This window comes from Peptoniphilus indolicus ATCC 29427 (genome assembly GCF_000227315.1).
Lineage (GTDB): Bacteria > Bacillota > Clostridia > Tissierellales > Peptoniphilaceae > Peptoniphilus > Peptoniphilus indolicus.
In genome coordinates, this window is sequence record NZ_JH165061.1 from 136374 (window position 1) to 153761 (window position 17388).

Genomic DNA, 17388 nt, shown 5'->3' on the forward strand with positions numbered 1-17388 from the left:
GAAAATATTTATTTTGGTATAAATAATGAGAATTAAATAAATATGAGGTGAAATATGTTAAAAGATTTAATTAAAGAGAGAAGAAGTATTAGACAATATAAAGAAAATTCTGTAGATGTAGAATTAGTAAAAGATTTATTAAAATATTCACTTATGGGGCCATCTTATAAGAGCGCAAGGCCGGTTGAGTTTTTAGTTGTAACTGACAAAGAAATTTTAGAAAAACTTTCAAACGTCGGCTCTTTCTCAACAAAATACATAGCTGAGGTTCCAATGGCTATAGTAATCCTTGCAAATACTGAAACCACTACAACTTGGGTTGAAGAGAGCGCTATTTCTGCAGCTTATTTCCAACTTCTTGCTCAAGAAGAAGGGCTTAATACTTGTTGGGTAAACTTAAAAGAAGGTGAAGCATCTAACGGAGAAGAAATACAGGCTTACTTAAAAAGTTTCCTAAACTTCCCTAAAAACTTAAAAGCCGTCTGCATGATTCCTGTTGGATATGGAAACGAAAGAGTTAGAAAAAGAAAAGATTTTGAAGTTGACGAAAAAATACACTACAACACATTCTAAAATTTTAGGGCGATCATCTCGCCCTTTTTTATTTGTATCTCAATTTTGAAAATATCTATCATTATTTTTTAACAATTTATATACTACTAAAGAAAAAATTATATATATCGAAATTGATGGTAGAGAAGCTTCTACTCCAAAATCCCCACCGGTAATCAATAAGTTTTTTGACAATAAAACTATATTATAAATAGATTCCGGATTTTCTGATATACCTATATTTATTATTTTACCAATAAATACTATATTCCATATACTATGTACAATGGCACTATTCCAAATACTATTGCTTTCAATAGTTATTAGAGAAAATAATATCCCAACAAAAGTTCCTGCAACCATTAATTGAATTATACTTATAATATCCAAGTCTCTGCCAATTATATGTAATCCTCCGAATATAACTGACGGTATTAAAATAGCCCATTTTCTATTTAGTTTCTTTTCCAAAATTCCAAGTATTACTCCTCTAAATATACTCTCCTCAGCTATCCCTGTTGCAATTCCAAAAAAGAATACTGAAGCCGTTATTATCTCGAGTTTATTTGTCGCATTTCCTATTTTAAATTCTGCACCTGTAGTAATTAATAGTACTATTACAAAAATAACCATAAGAAACCCTATAACTACATACTTTAATTTCATATTAGTTGGGCATATCCTATATTCATTCAAAGTTGATTTAAGTACTTTTTCAATTAATACCTTCAAATTTATTAATATTAAAACAATAGATATTACTCCCGTGAAAATATTTGCTACTGCATTTGGAATACCTATCTTCACTACTATCCTTCCCACTCCAATTGCTGCTAATTGCGCTATAACTAAGCATACAATTGATAAAAATATTCCTCCCACAACTTGATATTTAGATAAGTGTTTTTCTGTCATAAGTCTCTCCTATTGTCATTATGTTAATAATAGCATTATACTAAAACTATACAATATTTACTAATTACCTTTTTCTATTGCACTGTTCATAAAAAAGAGCTACGCAACAAAGCATAGCCCTTATTTAATGCACAAATTCTATAACTTTACCATTTGAATTTTTAATAAATTCAAAGTCATGCGTAACTACTATAACAATTTTATCTCGTTCTTTTAGCATATCCAAAAGGTTTACAACAGATTTCATGGTCTTATTGCACAACCCGCTCGTCGGCTCGTCTAAAACCACTATTGGCTTGTCCGATAAAATAGCATTTGCAATTAATAACCTCTGTTTTTCTCCGCCCGATAAACTTTGTGGGTGAGAGTCTTTCTTTTCAAATAAGTTTAAAACTCTTAGCACTCTCTCCTTACTTAAATTATCTTCGGTCGCCAAAGAGAGTTCTTCCCAAACACTTTCTGTAAAAATTTGATAGTTCACATCTTGCATGACCAGTGAAATATAATCCTGTGGTCTTTTTATTCTCTCTCCATTGTAAAATGTCTTTCCTTTAAATTTTTTATTAAGGCCGCACAAACTCCTTATAAAAGTTGTCTTTCCTATTCCGTTCTCTCCAACTATAAAATTTATCCCTCTATCAATCGACAAATCCATGTCGAACAAAACTTTGCCTCTCTCATACCAATACTTGTAGTCTCGCATCTCCAATGCTCCACGTGGAGCATGCTTTTCATAGACGTTCGTTTTACTCCATTCACAGTCCACATTCTCTTTAACTATTTTTTCAAGAGTTCTAAGTTCATATGTAGATACAGTTTCTTCTCTTATATCGTCTTTATTTAACTCTGTAACTCTCCCTTTGTTCAGGATGTAGAGCTTATCCATGAGTTCTTTTAAAAAATATAACCTATGTTCAGCTACTATAATTATCTTGCCCATGTCTCGTAACTTTTCTATCACATTTTTGAATTCATCTATTGAACTTCCATCCAAAGACGAGGAAGGTTCATCAAAAATATATACTTCTCCATCCATAACGGCCACTCCCGTTATAGCTACTAGCTGTCTTTGACCTCCTGACAATTTAAAAATATTTTTACCTAGTAGATGTTTTGTATTTAACAGAGTCGAATATTCTTCAATTGTATCTATTATCTTCTTCCTCGGAATGTTTCTGTTTTCTAACGCAAAAGCTATTTCATCAAAGCTGTCTATTGAAAAAAAATTGACTTTTAGGATTTTGAAACACCGTCTATATACTTTCGCTCCGTTTTGCTATGTCCAGTTCATAGATGTTTTTCTTATTAAAAAGTATCTCTCCACTAAAATAAGCCTTTGTAAAGTGAGGTATAACTCCGTTTATCAGTTTCATAATAGAGCTCTTGCCTGAACCTGAATTGCCTGTTATTACATTTATTGTTCCTTTTTCAAACTTCATTGAAATTCCATTCAAAACTGTATCTTTTGCATATTTTAAAGTCACATTTTTAAATTCAAGCATACCTACCTCTAACAAATATTACAAACACTACACCACATCCTAAAATCATTAAGTAATCTATAATTTTTAGTCTTGTGTTAGATATAGAAGTCCTTTCTTTCCCAACCACAAGCCCTCTGCTCATGGCAGATATGGAGACATCGTCCGCAGTTTTTGAAGCAACCATGAACAATGGTACTACTTTAAATTCAAAATATCTAATTGGGTCTTTGAAAAAATTAGATATAGTGATCCCGTACATCTTCATTCCATAATTTATAAACTGTAAATCTATTTGTAGTGAATAGAAAAATCTAAACATGACGGCTATAGGTATTATGAGTTCATCCGGAAAGTGCCAAGCCTTTAAAGCCGCCACCAAGTCCGACATAGTTGTTGTGGATATTGCGTAGTACCCCATCATTATCCCCGGCAACATTCTTCTAATTATGCTTCCAAGTATTAATGTAATTAGAGATAAAATTCCCATTCCCTCTTCAAAATTCTTTGTCAAAAAAATAGATATAACTATTGCAAGTAAACCCTTTATACACATTTTATACTTCTTTTTTTCAAGCAATAATACAAATGGAAATACTACCAAAGAATACGCTAATAGAGGAGCTGTATATTCTAAATTTCCTGAAATACATACCGTGGACAAAGTCACAGTCATAATAAGTTTAGTTCTAAAATCAAACATCAGATCATATTCGCTCTCTTAAAATGTTTGTTTAACATTTTTATTCCGAATGTCGCTCCTATATATCCACCAAGGCACCCCATTAGCACTATAGGTATAAATGACCAAGTTGGCATGACTGATAACATCTTGTTGACAAATTCTTTAGGATATCCCATTGCTATAATTTGCTTAATATAAGCCTCTCTAGCAAAAAATATAGGTATTAAATTAAATCCGGCAAACACCGCAAAAACTGTATATGCAAGTCTAGCTTTCTTAATACTCTTGTAATTTCCGGACTTAATAATGTATTCAGAAATCAAAGCTGTAACCACTGTTCCCGGCAATACATAAGGACCGTGTCCGCTCATCATAAATACAAGACCCACCACTATTCCAAGTATTAAAACCATACCGAATTTTTTAATCTTGGTTGAATACAGCATAAATACCGGCGCAGAAACAAGCGCTCCAACGAATGGTACTATAGGCATCAAGACCGGAATAAACCCTATCATTCCTCCACACCAGTAAAGTGCTGTAAGTAAGATCGAAAATAATCCCGCATTTATTAAATCTTTAACTTCCAATCCTTTTTTATCCATAATTTCCTCCTCAATAAGTGAACTTTTCTGTCAAGTTTGATTTTTCTATGAGTCTGTTGTATAGTTTGGATTTTTCCATTAGTTCTCTATGAGTTCCCTGTGCGTTTATCTTGCCCTTATCCATAACTATTATTTTATCCACCATCTCTACTGACTTTAGTCTGTGTGAAATAATGACTACAGTTTTTCCAACTATAAGTTTATTTAAACTCTCTTGTATCTTCATCTCATTATCTACGTCTAAAGATGCACTGATTTCATCTAAGAGTAATATTGGAGCATCTTTTAAAAATGCTCTTGCTATTGAAAGTCTCTGCCTTTCTCCCCCTGATAGCTTACTTCCATTTTCACCAATGAGCGTCTGATATCCATTAGGTAACTTCCTTATAAATTCATCACAATTTGCAGCCTTCGCCGCTTCCATTATCTCTTCATCAGTTGCATCCTGTCTACCTATTCTTATATTCTCCATAATAGAGGCATTAAAAAGAATTACATCTTGAAATACCATTGACACATTCTCAAATAAAGAATCAGTTGAAATTTTTTTAATGTCATATCCATCAATCTCTATATTGCCTGAATCATAGTCAAACAGTCTGGATATAAGACGTAATATAGTAGTCTTACCACATCCTGAAGGTCCGACTATCGCTGTAACATCACCCTGCTTAGCTACAAATGAAACTCCATCCAATACTCTCACATCAGAATTGTATCCGAAAGATATATTTTTAAATTCTATGTCGAATTTTCTCAATTCAACATCCTTCCCCGTTTGTATTTTAGTATCTTTTAAAGCATTTATACGTTTAGTCCTTGCATCTATATAGAATAACTCAGCTAAATTTTCATCCATAGCTCCAATGCTGTCTATTAACTTAACTGAACCAATTAAAAATCCTATTACGTAAATTAGCTCAACTTCATTTTTGGCAAGCATCATAGAACCCACCAATACCACAGCACCTATTGCAAATTTAATAACCGAAAAAGAACTCAACACCGGCAAAGCCTGTCTTATTTCTGCCTTTATATGCATATCCTCGCTGTCTTCTATTGCAGCATATACTTCATCTTTCTTTTCCGATGCCATACCGTAACTTTTTATCTCTTGTTGCATCTCTATATTCTCTTGAAATATTTCTGCATTCTTTCTAAGTTTCCAAAAGAATTTTTCACTCCAAACCTTTTGGTTATTCTTAGACATAATTAACATCAATATTCCAATCAACATAGGAACCATAGCCGCAACGCCTAATTTCCAATTTGAAAGCAACATCATAGTCGCTATGATAGTTAAAAATATTGCCGTTGCTACCACTCTTGGAATTGCATGGGACACGCTATGTTCCAAATCGAGCACATCTTGCATTATAGTTTGAGCCACATCTGATATATCATGCTTTGAGAAATATGATATCGGCATCTTCTTGAGTTGGTCTGCAATTGCTATTCTCAAATCCTTTGCCTCAGCGTAGGTAGTGTTAAAAGTTCTCTTATATTCTAAATTCAGCACAATGTACATCACTACCACAATCGCAAAAATAATTATGTAGTAAGTTTTATTTTCTACAGAATTTCCTTTTAGCAAATTATCTACGAAAAACAATATTGCCACCATGGCAGACATAAGTGAAAAATTCACCAGCACAGATGCCTTTATAGCTTTTACAACTCCCCTTGCTCCCTTTTCAGTTAGAGCAAATTTATTTTTTAACCAGTTCATTTTTTCACCTTCCAATCATTAGCTTGTCTAAATTTTTCCTGATAACTTCTATATACTGAATCTTTAGCCATCAATTCAGCATCATTACCGCGTTCAATTATCTTTCCATCTTGCACAACCAAAATTTCATCCACATTTCTTATAGAACTCAACCTGTGTGCTATCATAATCACCGTCTTGCCCTTCATTAAATTGGCAAAGGCCTTTTGTAATTCATATTCATTTTCCGGATCAGCTGCCGCACTCGCCTCATCTAAGATTATAATCTTGGCATCTTTTAAAATCGCTCTGGCTATAGCTATGCGTTGAGTTTCCCCACCTGATAGATAAACTCCCTTTGTCCCAATAACTACATTCTCTCTCTCTTTAAATTTGTCCAATATCTCATCACATTGTGCCAAGTGCAAAGCTTCCATAACCTCTTCACGAGTTGCTTCTTTATTCCCAACTTTTACATTGTCAAATATCGACATTTTAAAAAGTTTTGAATCTTGGAACACATTCGCTATATTCTTCACTATAGCATCTTCTGTATATTCATCTATAGAATGTCCACCTATCAAAACCTTGCCGCTATTCACAGGATAAAATCCTGAAATCAACTTAACTATTGTGGACTTACCACTTCCTGAAGCTCCAACCAGCGCATATGTCTTACCTTGTTTTAAATAAAATGAAAGATTATTCAAAATCATATTTTCTTCATATCCAAAGCTGACATTCTCAAAAGTTATATCACAATTCTCGATCTCTTTGACCTCACCATGAAATAAACCTTTTTGTTTCATATCTGTAAATAAATCTTCAATCTTTTTAATCGCTGATGTTGCTTGGTATTGATACATTGCCACATACATTATCTTCATAAATGCATTGAAAATTACTCCACACATAGATACATAGAAAATAACCTTAGCCGCTATATCATATATATTTTCTCCTCTTGATATGACATATATTGACGCAGGTATCAAAATTAAAATTATAGAATTAAAAAACATTTGGAATACTACATAAGGCACTCTACAACTCATGCTGTATGAAAGAGCCATTTCTGAATAGTCCAAAATAGAATTGTAAAACTCTTTTAATGATCTGACATTTGCTTTAAATATCTTCAAAACGCTCATGCCTCTGACATATTCTACAGCTCCTGAAGTCATTTTCTCTTGAGCCAACATATACTTGCCCATGAATTCAGTCTCACCCATCATTCCCTTACCGATAATTCCACCAATGATTACAGTTATAATAAATAAAATTCCGAGTCTATAGTCTACAACAAAAGCCAAAATTAAAGAAAACAATGGAGTGAATACCGCTGTCGCCAAGTCTGGAATCAAGTGTGCCACGCTCATATGAGTTAAAGCCGTATTGTCATCTATTATCTTACGAATTCTTCCTGATTCATTCTTGTCATAAAATGAAAATGAAGCTCCCATAAGATTGTCTATTCCCCTCTTTTTTAAATTCGTCTCCAATCTAAATGCTACCAAGTGAGTACACCAAAGACTTATAAAATAAACAATTGCATTTGCTATTAAAAACCCTAATATACATCCCGCAATGTTTACAGCATCTACAACTTTCTTCTCAACTAAAAGACTGTTCAATAATTTGTACAAATGCCAATACGACGCTGCCATACATGCTGAAGATATTATGGTCAACAGAATTCCGCTATAAACTAAGTGAATCTTTTCCGGCACATACTCCTTTAACTTTTTATAAATCATATTTCAACCCTCCTCTGTATACTCTAGGACTAATGCCCTCATATTTTCTAAACATATCTGCAAACTTACTCGCATTTGCATAACCAACACTCTCTGCAATCTCTGTTATGCTAATTTTGCTCAATCTCATCTGTTCCTTTGCATATTCTATTCTCTTGTTTATTAAATACACATGGATGCTATCTCCATAAACTTCCTTGAAAGCTCTGTTCAGATAAGTCTTTGAAATGTTCACGATGCTCGCCAACTCATCAACAGTGTATTTTTTTCTAAAATCACCAGTTATCAATTTTTGAACCTGCTGTACTTTTTCTATATGTTTCTTTGGCAGATAGACAAATTCATTTTCTTCAGAAAGTTGAATGTCTTTTAAATAGAAAAGCGTTTCTAAAAGAGCCATTCTGTATCTATTCACATTAAAAAACTCTTCTCCTATAAAACTTTTAAAAATCTTTTCGATTCCTAAATCCTTTTTAAGTACAGCCACCTTCTCCGAACCAAATTTCTCATATATTCCCATTATCGAAACTCCAAAGCTTTCAAAAATTTTTTCTGTCTCTTCGCTTATCTCTTCAATTGAAATAAAATACTCTAAATTTTTTAGATGTCCTTCCGGAAATTTAGCCTCCGCACAGTGCTTAGCTATGCAGTCCACAGTGAATGAATGTTTTGTTATAAAAGATACCTCATTAGTGGTAGGCAACTGACACTTCATTTGCCCCTCTAAACAGTATGACAAATTCATTGATTTAATATTAAACCCTCCAGAAACTTCATAATTATATGTGTCTCTATAGTCAGTCAAAACCAAATATATCCCATCAAATAATTTCGCCACATAATTAAAGCTATCTTGTGCCTTTTTATATCTAAACTTCGAAAGACCTTTGAGCTCTCCTATATAATCCAAATTCATTTTATTCATCAGAATTTTTTCATTTGTTTCATAAATTTACCCTCAATAAATTGATAACATATATCATTTGCTATCAGTATACATTTTATTTTTTCTTTATTCCACTCCAATTTAATTTAATTGTCCCTTTTGGAAAATTCATTTGTTCAATAACTGTTTGCATTTAAAAATTTTATAACTTCCCACAAAAAATAACCTATTCCGTTTGAATAGATTATCTCAATAATTTTTTATATATTTGTTTATACTGCTCAACGCCCGGCTGATTGAATGGATTTGCTCCAAATAAAACGGAAGATACGAAGCATGCGTACATAAAAAAGTAAACTAATTGACCTAAGTTATACTCATCTATACTATTTATCTCAATCATAAGAGTATCTATATTATTTTTTGAATGAGCAACTTTAGTGGCTTCCATCACCACTTTATTTATATTGTTTAAACTATATTTATTCAAACCCGCATAGTCATTGCTGAACTCTTCCAAATTTATTTCCAAATCTATTTTATTTTCATTTACGAATAGTACTGTCTCAAATAGATCTCCAGGTCCTTCTTGAATATACTGCCCAATTGAGTGGAGATCTGTTGTGTTTGTCAAATATGTGGGAAAAATAACATTATCACTCTTCCCTTCACTCTCTCCAAACAACTGCACATACCATTCTTGTAAAAATTTCAAGCTCGGATCATATGAAACTAAAAACTCTTTATTCTTCCCATTGTCATAAAACTCTTTCCTCGACAGAGCATATTGGACAGAAGGATTATCGAATGTAACCAATTTTCGTTTGTAATCTCTTATTCCTCTTAGAAATTCATCTATATTTATTCCCGCCGCCGCCATAGGTAACAACCCTACTGATGTGTGGAGTGAATATCTTCCACCTACATTTTTAGGAACTGTAAGTCTTTTATAGCCTTCTTTTTTTGATATATCATATAGATATCCCGAGTTACAATTAGTTATCACATAGATTCTATCAGAAACATCGGTATACTTTTTTTTAAAGCCTTCTCTTACCAATTGATAGCCTATATTTGTCTCAAGAGTTTCTCCGGATTTTGAAATTACGATTATACAAGCTTCGTAGTTATCGATTAATTTTAAAGCTGTTCTCAAATATCTCGAAGACAAATCATGCCCCAAAAATATGATCTTGGGTTCATCTCTTAATTCTCCCTGCACGCTTTCTATTATCGCTCTCGAACCAGTATATGAACCACCTGCACCACAAATCACTATCAGTTTGTATTTATCTCTTATTTCTTGTGCGTATTCATATATCTTATCTAATTCAAAAGTCGAATTAAATTCATCAGTCCACCCTAAGTAATCTGAATACTCTTTAGATTTTTCTTCAACTAACTTTTCAACTTTTTCAAATTCTATAAACTTAGTTTCTCCAATAAATTTTATCATCTACCAAACCTTTATCAAAAGAGCAGTTATATCATCCTTTTGTTCGCCCCACATATAACTATAAATAGATTGTTTAAGCTTCAAAAGTTCGTCAGTTTCATTTTTTAGCATGATATCTTTAATTCTTTCTATTCCATAAGGTTCATTTTCATAATTCATAACTTCACTAACTCCATCACTCATCATTATGACTTTGTCAGATGTATTTAATTTTATACTGTATTCTTTGTATTCAACCTTATCGAAAAATCTGGAAATTGGATATCCTTCCACTTCTATTTCTTTTATTATTTCACCTTGTACTATCAAGGGACAAGGAAAATGTCCTGCATTCGAGTACGTGAACTGCCCTGTTTTCTTATTAAACACTCCGTAAAAGCAAGTAAAATATATTTCAAAGTCGAGTCCCAAATTTTTAAATCTCCTCCAAAGCTCTTGTAGTAACATTGATGGTCTCAACTTTTTGCCATACGATATTGTACGCATTGTAATTCTAATAAACATAGTTACCATTGACGCTGCAAAACCATGTCCAACAGTATCTGCAATATATATCCCCAAGTGGTCATCGTCTATTTCAAATATATCAAACATATCTCCGCTAAGTAAATTTGAAGGTCTGTATAGATAATCTACATTTAACACCCCAAAAAATCCTTTTTCAGGTAGCAATGCCGTTTGAATTTTTCTGGCATGATTCATTTCAACTGTCATAGATTTATTCTTTTCTACAATGGCTGAAATCAATTTTCTCTCTTGGGAAATATTTCTAAACACTTCTACTACGCCTATTATTTTTTCGTCACTTTTAATAGGTGAGCATTTTACTGAATACAACTTATCTTGAATAGTTTCTTCTCTTTGAATTACTTCTCCTGTTTCAAGCGTTCTCTTTGTAATTTTCGATTTCAAGATATTATCATAAATATTGCAAATCAAATTTTCAGTATCATACCCTAAAGTATCTTTCATAGCTTGATTTACATAGACCACTTCATTTCTATGGTCTAAAACTCTCACCAAGTCCACTATTCCATCTAATATTTGATAATTTAATTTTGAATTTTTTAAAACTTCTTCTAAATCTTCATTCATAGCGAACCTCTCCTTGATATTAATTATACCATACTAATATTGCTTTACAAACACACTATAACGGTTTAGGACCAAAGTATTGATACAAATAGGAGAGTAATCTTCCGTTATAAAGTTTTCTATTTTTATTGCTTTTACCTAAATTCTTTTCAAGTTTTTCATCTGCCGAAATTACATACATTGAGTATGTTGGAACGGATTTATAGAGAACCTTTAAAGCTATCTCCAATTCCTCTACTTCATCTACTCCTATTCTGATACCATAAGGTGGATTTGTTATTATCACGCCATAGTTATCAGGTAAGTCTAAATCTCTAACATCTTTTACAAAGAAAGTTATATCTTCTTCAAGTCCTAAAATTTCCGCATTTGACTTTGCTATTTCTATAGCTTTCCTTGAAATGTCAGAGCCTATTATATTTAACTTCTTATCATAATCTATCTCCGAATAACATCTCGCCTTTTCTTCTTTCAAAAGAGATTCATCGATAAAGATAAATTTTTCAAAATCAAATTTTCTCATAAGTCCCGGCGCTATTTTTTTAGCCATCATAGCTGCCTCAATCAAAATAGTCCCTGATCCACAGAACGGGTCTACCAACAGCCTCTCCGGTTTCCAATAAGACAATTGGACCATTGCCGCTGCGAGAGTTTCTGTTATAGGTGCCTTGTATGAAGCCTCTCTATATCCCCTCTTATGCAGCCCTTCTCCTGATGTGTCCAAAGTCACAGAGACAATATCATTTCTAATTGCAACTTCTATAGAGTACCTCTCTGCAGATTTTTCAAATCTGTTTCTTTTGTAAGTTCTTTGCAAACTCTTTATTATTGCTTTTTCCGAAATTCTTTGAATATCAGAAAGAGAGAACAATTTTGACTTATAACTCTTAGAATTTATTATGAAGTTTCCATCTTCAGAAATCCATTCTTCCCAATCTATAGCATTTATATTATCAAAGAGTTCCTCAAAGCTAAGAGCTTTAAAATTCCCAATCTCTATTAAAACTCTCTCTGCACATCTAAGTCTTAAATTTAAAATGGCGACATCTCTCAAGTCGCCATTAAATTTTATTCGTCCATCTTGAACTGTTAAATCTCCATACCCCAAATCATATAATTCTCTTTTTACTACTGATTCAAGTCCAAAATTCACAGTCACTATAATATTTAAATTCATTATTCATACCTCAAAGCATCTATAGGATTTAATTTTGCAGCTTTATTCGCCGGATAATATCCAAAGAAAATTCCTATGCTCATAGAGAAGCCAACTGCAATTACTATAGATAAAATATTTGGAAGTGTTGGTAACTTCATCATTGATGAAGCAAGATATCCGAGCGAACCTCCCAACAACACCCCTATTATTCCACCTATTATACATATTATAATACTTTCTGTTATAAATTGCCCTCTAATATCTTTTGAAGTAGCTCCTAATGCCTTTCTAACCCCTATTTCTCTGGTCCTCTCTGTAACAGAAACAAGAAGTATATTCATTACCCCAATTCCACCTACTAATAATGAAATTGCCGCTATTCCTCCTATTGCCAATTTAACATTTGACATAATTGATGTTATTTGCTCAAGTTCCGATCCTACGGATTTAGCTTCAACCTTGACAACTTCATTTTCAGCAAATTTATTTTCATTATAATATTTTTCTATTTCTTTTGTGGCAAAATCTATATCCTCTGCTTTATTAGTTATTATGCTGAAATTCATAAACTTCTGATCATTTTTTTCAAAATCTCTAACTCCTACTGTATATGGAATGTACAACGTTGTACTATCTTCACCTTGTCCTCCCAAGGCGCCAAAGTTTATAGTTTCATTTTTATAAACACCTTTACACCTGTAAACATATATGCCATTCCCGGTATCAACTTCTACTTCTTTCCCTAAAGCTTCTGAATATCCACCAAACAAATCTTTTGCTACTTTGTCACTTATGATACAAACTTCTCTATACGCTTGAACATCATTTTCATTATAAAATTCTCCGGACAGCATCTTTAATTTTTGAATTTCCTTCACACCTTCTGTACTCGGATTAATATTTACTTTTAAATCCTTACCTTGCTCAGTTTTTATCTTAGCTCCTTTACCGTCACCCTGTAATATAATAAACTTTATAAAACTTCCAAATTGTTGTTTAAGAAATTCTGTATCCTCAGATTTAAAAAAATCTCTATTTTGTATATCTGTCCAGCTATAGCCTTCTTTAGGTCTAAGGCCTACTTGAAACATATTTTTATTAAATTTATCAAACCCATCAGATACCGACTTTGACATTGCTTGTCCTATTGTGAGAATTGAAATTACAGAAGCTATACCTATTATTATCCCAAGCATTGTCAAAAAAGACCTCATCTTGTTAAGTTTTAGTCCCTCCAGTGCCATGGTTATATTTTCAAGTATATTCATTATTCTATTATCCTTCCATCTGACATAGTAAGTACCCTCCCAGTTTCTTCAGCTAATTCAGGATTATGAGTTATTAAAACTATAGTCATGCCTTGTTCTTTGTTTAGCCTATGAAACAAATCCATTACACTTCTTCCCGTCTTTGTATCAAGTGCTCCGGTTGGCTCGTCGGCTAACAATATACTAGGACTATTTGCCATCGCCCTTGCAATAGCCACCCTTTGTTTTTGTCCCCCTGACAATTCGTTGGGATTGTGATTAGCTCTTTCAGACATCTCAACCAATTCCAAAAGTTCCATAGCTCTGCTACTCATATCTTTTTTATTTTTTGAATATATCATTGGCAGCTCCACATTTTTCCTCGCAGAAAGCCTTGGTATTAGATTAAAGTTTTGGAATACAAAACCTATTTTTTGATTTCGTATCCCTGAAAGTTCTGAGTCTTTTGCTTCACTCACATTCACTCCGTCTAAAAAATATTCTCCCTCGGTCTGCCTATCAAGCAGTCCAATTATATTCATAAGTGTACTCTTCCCCGATCCGGAAGCACCAACTATAGATACAAATTCTCCCTCGTATATATTTACATCTATCCCATGAAGAATTTCTAACTCATTCGGTTGCCCTATATAATATCTCTTGATGATATTCTTCATCGATATTAATTCTTTCATTTCTTTTCTTCCATTTCTTCTGTAAGTTGTACTGTTGTTCCTGATTGATACTTATCAGCAGAATTTATAACTCTCATTTTCCCCTTTAAATCCTTTGATGTTATTACACTCTCCACATCATTTCCTGTTACAACTTTTACTTCAATTTCTCTAATTTCCGTTACATCTTTATCGTCCACAACAAGCATAAAACTCTTGTCATTTTTTTTGTAAATTGCACTTGTAGGGACTATTATTACATCTTTTTTAGATTCTAGTATATATTTTGTCCTAACACTCATACCAGGTTTAAGTTTTAATTGCGGATCATCAATTGAAATTTTACTTTTATAAGCTACTTCTTGTGATTGTGTTTGTCCTTGGTTAGATTCAGCTGCTTTAGGAGTTGGAGATATGGACTCAACCCTACCTTTAAATACTTCATTCTTGCCTAACGCATCAGCCGTAACCTCAACTTCCATCCCCACTTTTATCTTAGGATAATCATATTCCTTTATTTGAGATTCAATTATTGTTCTCTTTACAGTCTGTATTTGAGCAAGAGACGCCGTTGGAGCTTGCCCTTTTACCATATCTACCTTTGTAATTGTTCCTGAGATAGGAGCTTTTATAACTGTCTTTTCAAGTTCTTCATACAAATTTTTCAAATCTACTGAATTAACCCCATTATCTCCACTTGCCTTAGCTTGCTCAAGACCTGACTCAAGGCTTCTTATTTCTGCCTCTTGCGCTGCAAGAGCAACTGTCAAATTCTTCTTTGCATTTTCATATACATTTTTCGCATCTGCAGCATTTTTTCTATAAGTATTCAAAACATCTTCCCTTGAGCGTTTTGAAAGTTGATCTTGACCTATTTGAGTATTAAGTGTATTTTTTGTGTTTGCAAGATTCTGCTCTTGTTGTGCCAATTCTTTCTCTAAAGACAATCTTGTCTCTTCATTACTATCAATTTGTGATTTAAACTTTGATCTCTCAGCTTCTACTTCGGCTATCTTAGCTTTGATTTGTTGAGACTCAATCGTCTTTTCATTTATTTTCCTTGTCTCTCTATTAATTTCCTCTTGAATCTTTAATGTTTCTTCAAACATTTGTGTATTCTTTTTTCCATTTATTTCATCTCCTGATGAGCCTCCTTCTCCTCTTGCTTTTACATTTCCCAATTTTATATTTAATTCATTTATATCTCTAGTTATAGCTTCATCTTCAGATTTTAATCTATCAAGTTGAACTGTCAACTCGCTATAGCCCCTTCTTGCATTCTCTGCTAAAGATACAGATTCTGTTAATTTCTGTTTTGTTTGTTCATAAGTAAGATTTTGACTATTTAAATTATTTTGTAAAGTAGTGTCATTACCCTTTTTTGCAACTAAAGCTTCATTATAGCCCATATTTAAACTTCTTAAATAATCATCATATGTTTTTTCAGCTAATTGCCATTGGTCATAAGTTTGTAATACATTGGCATTTGCACTCACAACCTGTGAATTTGTCCCATCATTCTTTCCCTTTAATGCTTCATTTAATTTATCCTTGGCACTTTTTACTTGAATTCCTGAAGTTCTATTATTAGACGCAATAAGAGCTTCTTTCGCCTTTATTTGTTGTTTTAAAGAAGAGTCATCCAGTTTAGCTATAATCTGCCCTGCAATCACCTCATCTCCCACTTTTACTTCCACGCTTTCAACAGGTAGGTTTTTTTCAGCAAATATATCTACTGAGTCTTCACTTTTTACCTTTCCACTTTCTTTTATCATGTTAGAAAAATCCTTTTTTCTTATCTCAGTAGTTTCTATTTTTGGTAATTGAACATATTTACTTTTACCAGCTCTCCCTAAAATCGACCTACCTATTAAAAGAACCAATATTATACCCAATGCTATGGCTATTTTCTTATGTCCTAAAATAAAATTTTTAATCTTCAAAATTATCCCCCTATTAAATTAGCCAATTTATTTTATTAATATTTATTATATTATTGACTTTATATACTTTATATTATATCAGTGTTTAATACATCAAAAGCAAAGTAAATATAAATAAATTTTTAAAATTTTATTACATATGTTACATATTTTTATCTTATAGGTTTATAATGTCCTAAGGTGATGAAATGAAATTTGAAATTAGTCCCAAAGACTTATTTGAATATAGCGTTAAAAATGAAATTTTTATATTAATAGATATGAGAAGCCCAATTGAATTTAAAAGTTTTAATATCCCTGAAGCTATAAACTTTCCAATTTTAAATAATGAAGAGAGAAAAATTGTAGGTACTTTATTTGATAACGGAGAAATAGATAGAGCAAAATCTCTATCAGTTAAATACGCCGCTGCTAAATTACCTACTTTATTTGATAATATTTTAGAACTTGTAAAAAATTATGACCATGTAATTTTATACTGTGCAAGAGGTGGATATAGAAGCACAGTATTTTTTCAATTTTTAAGAAGTCTGGGAGTCCCTGTAAAAAAATTAGTCGGAGGTTACAAAGCATACAGAAAATATATAAGAGAAAATTTAGAGCAATTAGTATCCACTAAAAACTTTGTAGTTCTCCACGGAAAAACCGGAGTAGGAAAAACAGAGATATTAAATAGGTTAAAAAGTTCAGGGCTATCTATTTTAAATCTCGAAGAACTTGCAAACCACCGTGGCAGTTCATTTGGTAGTCTGGGTTTAAATGCTCAGCCATCTCAAAAACAATTTGAATCTCTTCTGTATAACTCTCTTTTGAAAACTTCCGATTTAATATTTTTAGAAGGTGAGAGTAGTAGAATAGGAAATATCTTACTTCCGAAATACTTATTAGATAAAATGTACAAGGGAACCAACATAGTTATAGAAGATACCATTGAAAATAGAGTTGCTCGAATAAAAAGAGACTATGTAAATGGCACAAAAGAAGAAATCAACTCAGCACTCGATAATTTAAGTAAGTATATATCCGAAGATAGAATTAATTCATATAAATCCCATGTTGAAAATAACGATCTTGAATTTGTTATAAAAGATTTAATCTTAAACTACTACGATAGTCATTACGCCATAAATTATTCCAAAGATGACTTGCATTTAAATAACGATGAACTAATCTTAGAAAACTTACAAAATTTTATGCAGACACTGTAAAAGCCGACCTTTAGCCG

The 17388-nt window shown here is 32.4% G+C and carries 16 protein-coding genes and 1 pseudogene; 2 read left to right on the plus strand and 15 right to left on the minus strand.

Annotation, left to right across the window (positions count from 1 at the left end):
* Window positions 1-54 precede the first annotated feature (54 nt).
* On the plus strand, window positions 55-573 hold the full coding sequence (locus HMPREF9129_RS00615; protein WP_004819231.1) for a nitroreductase family protein: 519 nt from the start codon (window positions 55-57) through the stop codon (window positions 571-573).
* Window positions 574-612: 39 nt separating this feature from the next.
* Here the strand turns inward: HMPREF9129_RS00615 and HMPREF9129_RS00620 are convergent, their stop codons facing one another.
* The 15 genes and pseudogenes from HMPREF9129_RS00620 to HMPREF9129_RS00680 form a co-directional block, all read right to left on the minus strand.
* Window positions 613-1467, minus strand: a complete 855-nt coding sequence (locus tag HMPREF9129_RS00620; protein WP_004819233.1) for a CPBP family intramembrane glutamic endopeptidase — start codon at window positions 1465-1467, stop codon at window positions 613-615.
* A gap of 124 nt (window positions 1468-1591) precedes the next feature.
* Window positions 1592-2503: an ATP-binding cassette domain-containing protein gene (locus HMPREF9129_RS00625; RefSeq protein WP_257009104.1), complete on the minus strand. Its 912-nt coding sequence runs from the start codon at window positions 2501-2503 to the stop codon at window positions 1592-1594.
* Between the two features lie 24 nt (window positions 2504-2527).
* Window positions 2528-2707 (minus strand): annotated as a pseudogene (locus tag HMPREF9129_RS12725) (ABC transporter ATP-binding protein); the annotation flags it as partial.
* Between the two features lie 13 nt (window positions 2708-2720).
* Window positions 2721-2969, minus strand: a complete 249-nt coding sequence (locus HMPREF9129_RS12145; RefSeq protein ID WP_004819237.1) for an ATP-binding cassette domain-containing protein — start codon at window positions 2967-2969, stop codon at window positions 2721-2723.
* On the minus strand, window positions 2962-3651 hold the full coding sequence (locus HMPREF9129_RS00630) for an energy-coupling factor transporter transmembrane component T (protein WP_004819240.1): 690 nt from the start codon (window positions 3649-3651) through the stop codon (window positions 2962-2964). The genes HMPREF9129_RS12145 and HMPREF9129_RS00630 overlap by 8 nt, the downstream gene beginning before the upstream one ends.
* Entirely contained in the window at window positions 3651-4238 is a 588-nt protein-coding gene (locus tag HMPREF9129_RS00635) for an MptD family putative ECF transporter S component (RefSeq protein ID WP_004819241.1), read from the minus strand. The genes HMPREF9129_RS00630 and HMPREF9129_RS00635 overlap by 1 nt, the downstream gene beginning before the upstream one ends.
* 10 nt (window positions 4239-4248) lie before the next feature.
* Complete coding sequence (locus tag HMPREF9129_RS00640; RefSeq protein ID WP_040552094.1) at window positions 4249-5967, minus strand: ABC transporter ATP-binding protein; 1719 nt, start codon at window positions 5965-5967, stop codon at window positions 4249-4251.
* Entirely contained in the window at window positions 5964-7703 is a 1740-nt protein-coding gene (locus HMPREF9129_RS00645) for an ABC transporter ATP-binding protein (protein WP_004819246.1), read from the minus strand. Before HMPREF9129_RS00645 ends, HMPREF9129_RS00640 begins: the two co-directional genes overlap by 4 nt.
* The gene (locus tag HMPREF9129_RS00650; protein WP_004819248.1) at window positions 7693-8628 is read right to left on the minus strand and encodes a helix-turn-helix domain-containing protein; all 936 of its coding nucleotides are present in this window, start codon (window positions 8626-8628) and stop codon (window positions 7693-7695) included. The genes HMPREF9129_RS00645 and HMPREF9129_RS00650 overlap by 11 nt, the downstream gene beginning before the upstream one ends.
* Window positions 8629-8833: 205 nt before the next feature.
* Window positions 8834-10045 carry a phosphoglucose isomerase-related protein gene (locus tag HMPREF9129_RS00655; protein ID WP_004819250.1) on the minus strand — a complete coding sequence of 404 codons (1212 nt, stop codon included), beginning with the start codon at window positions 10043-10045 and terminating at the stop codon, window positions 8834-8836.
* Entirely contained in the window at window positions 10046-11140 is a 1095-nt protein-coding gene (locus HMPREF9129_RS00660) for a PP2C family protein-serine/threonine phosphatase (protein ID WP_004819253.1), read from the minus strand.
* A 55-nt stretch (window positions 11141-11195) separates the two neighbouring features.
* On the minus strand, window positions 11196-12317 hold the full coding sequence (locus HMPREF9129_RS00665) for a THUMP domain-containing class I SAM-dependent RNA methyltransferase (protein ID WP_004819255.1): 1122 nt from the start codon (window positions 12315-12317) through the stop codon (window positions 11196-11198).
* Complete coding sequence (locus HMPREF9129_RS00670) at window positions 12317-13567, minus strand: ABC transporter permease (protein ID WP_004819256.1); 1251 nt, start codon at window positions 13565-13567, stop codon at window positions 12317-12319. Before HMPREF9129_RS00670 ends, HMPREF9129_RS00665 begins: the two co-directional genes overlap by 1 nt.
* Window positions 13567-14241, minus strand: a complete 675-nt coding sequence (locus tag HMPREF9129_RS00675) for an ABC transporter ATP-binding protein (RefSeq protein WP_004819258.1) — start codon at window positions 14239-14241, stop codon at window positions 13567-13569. Before HMPREF9129_RS00675 ends, HMPREF9129_RS00670 begins: the two co-directional genes overlap by 1 nt.
* Window positions 14238-16163 carry an HlyD family efflux transporter periplasmic adaptor subunit gene (locus HMPREF9129_RS00680; protein ID WP_004819260.1) on the minus strand — a complete coding sequence of 642 codons (1926 nt, stop codon included), beginning with the start codon at window positions 16161-16163 and terminating at the stop codon, window positions 14238-14240. The genes HMPREF9129_RS00675 and HMPREF9129_RS00680 overlap by 4 nt, the downstream gene beginning before the upstream one ends.
* 188 nt (window positions 16164-16351) lie before the next feature.
* On the opposite strand from HMPREF9129_RS00680, the gene mnmH reads away from it, so the two are divergent.
* A complete protein-coding gene (mnmH, locus tag HMPREF9129_RS00685) occupies window positions 16352-17371 on the plus strand; it encodes a tRNA 2-selenouridine(34) synthase MnmH (protein WP_004819262.1) in 1020 nt (339 codons plus the stop codon).
* Window positions 17372-17388 lie beyond the last annotated feature (17 nt).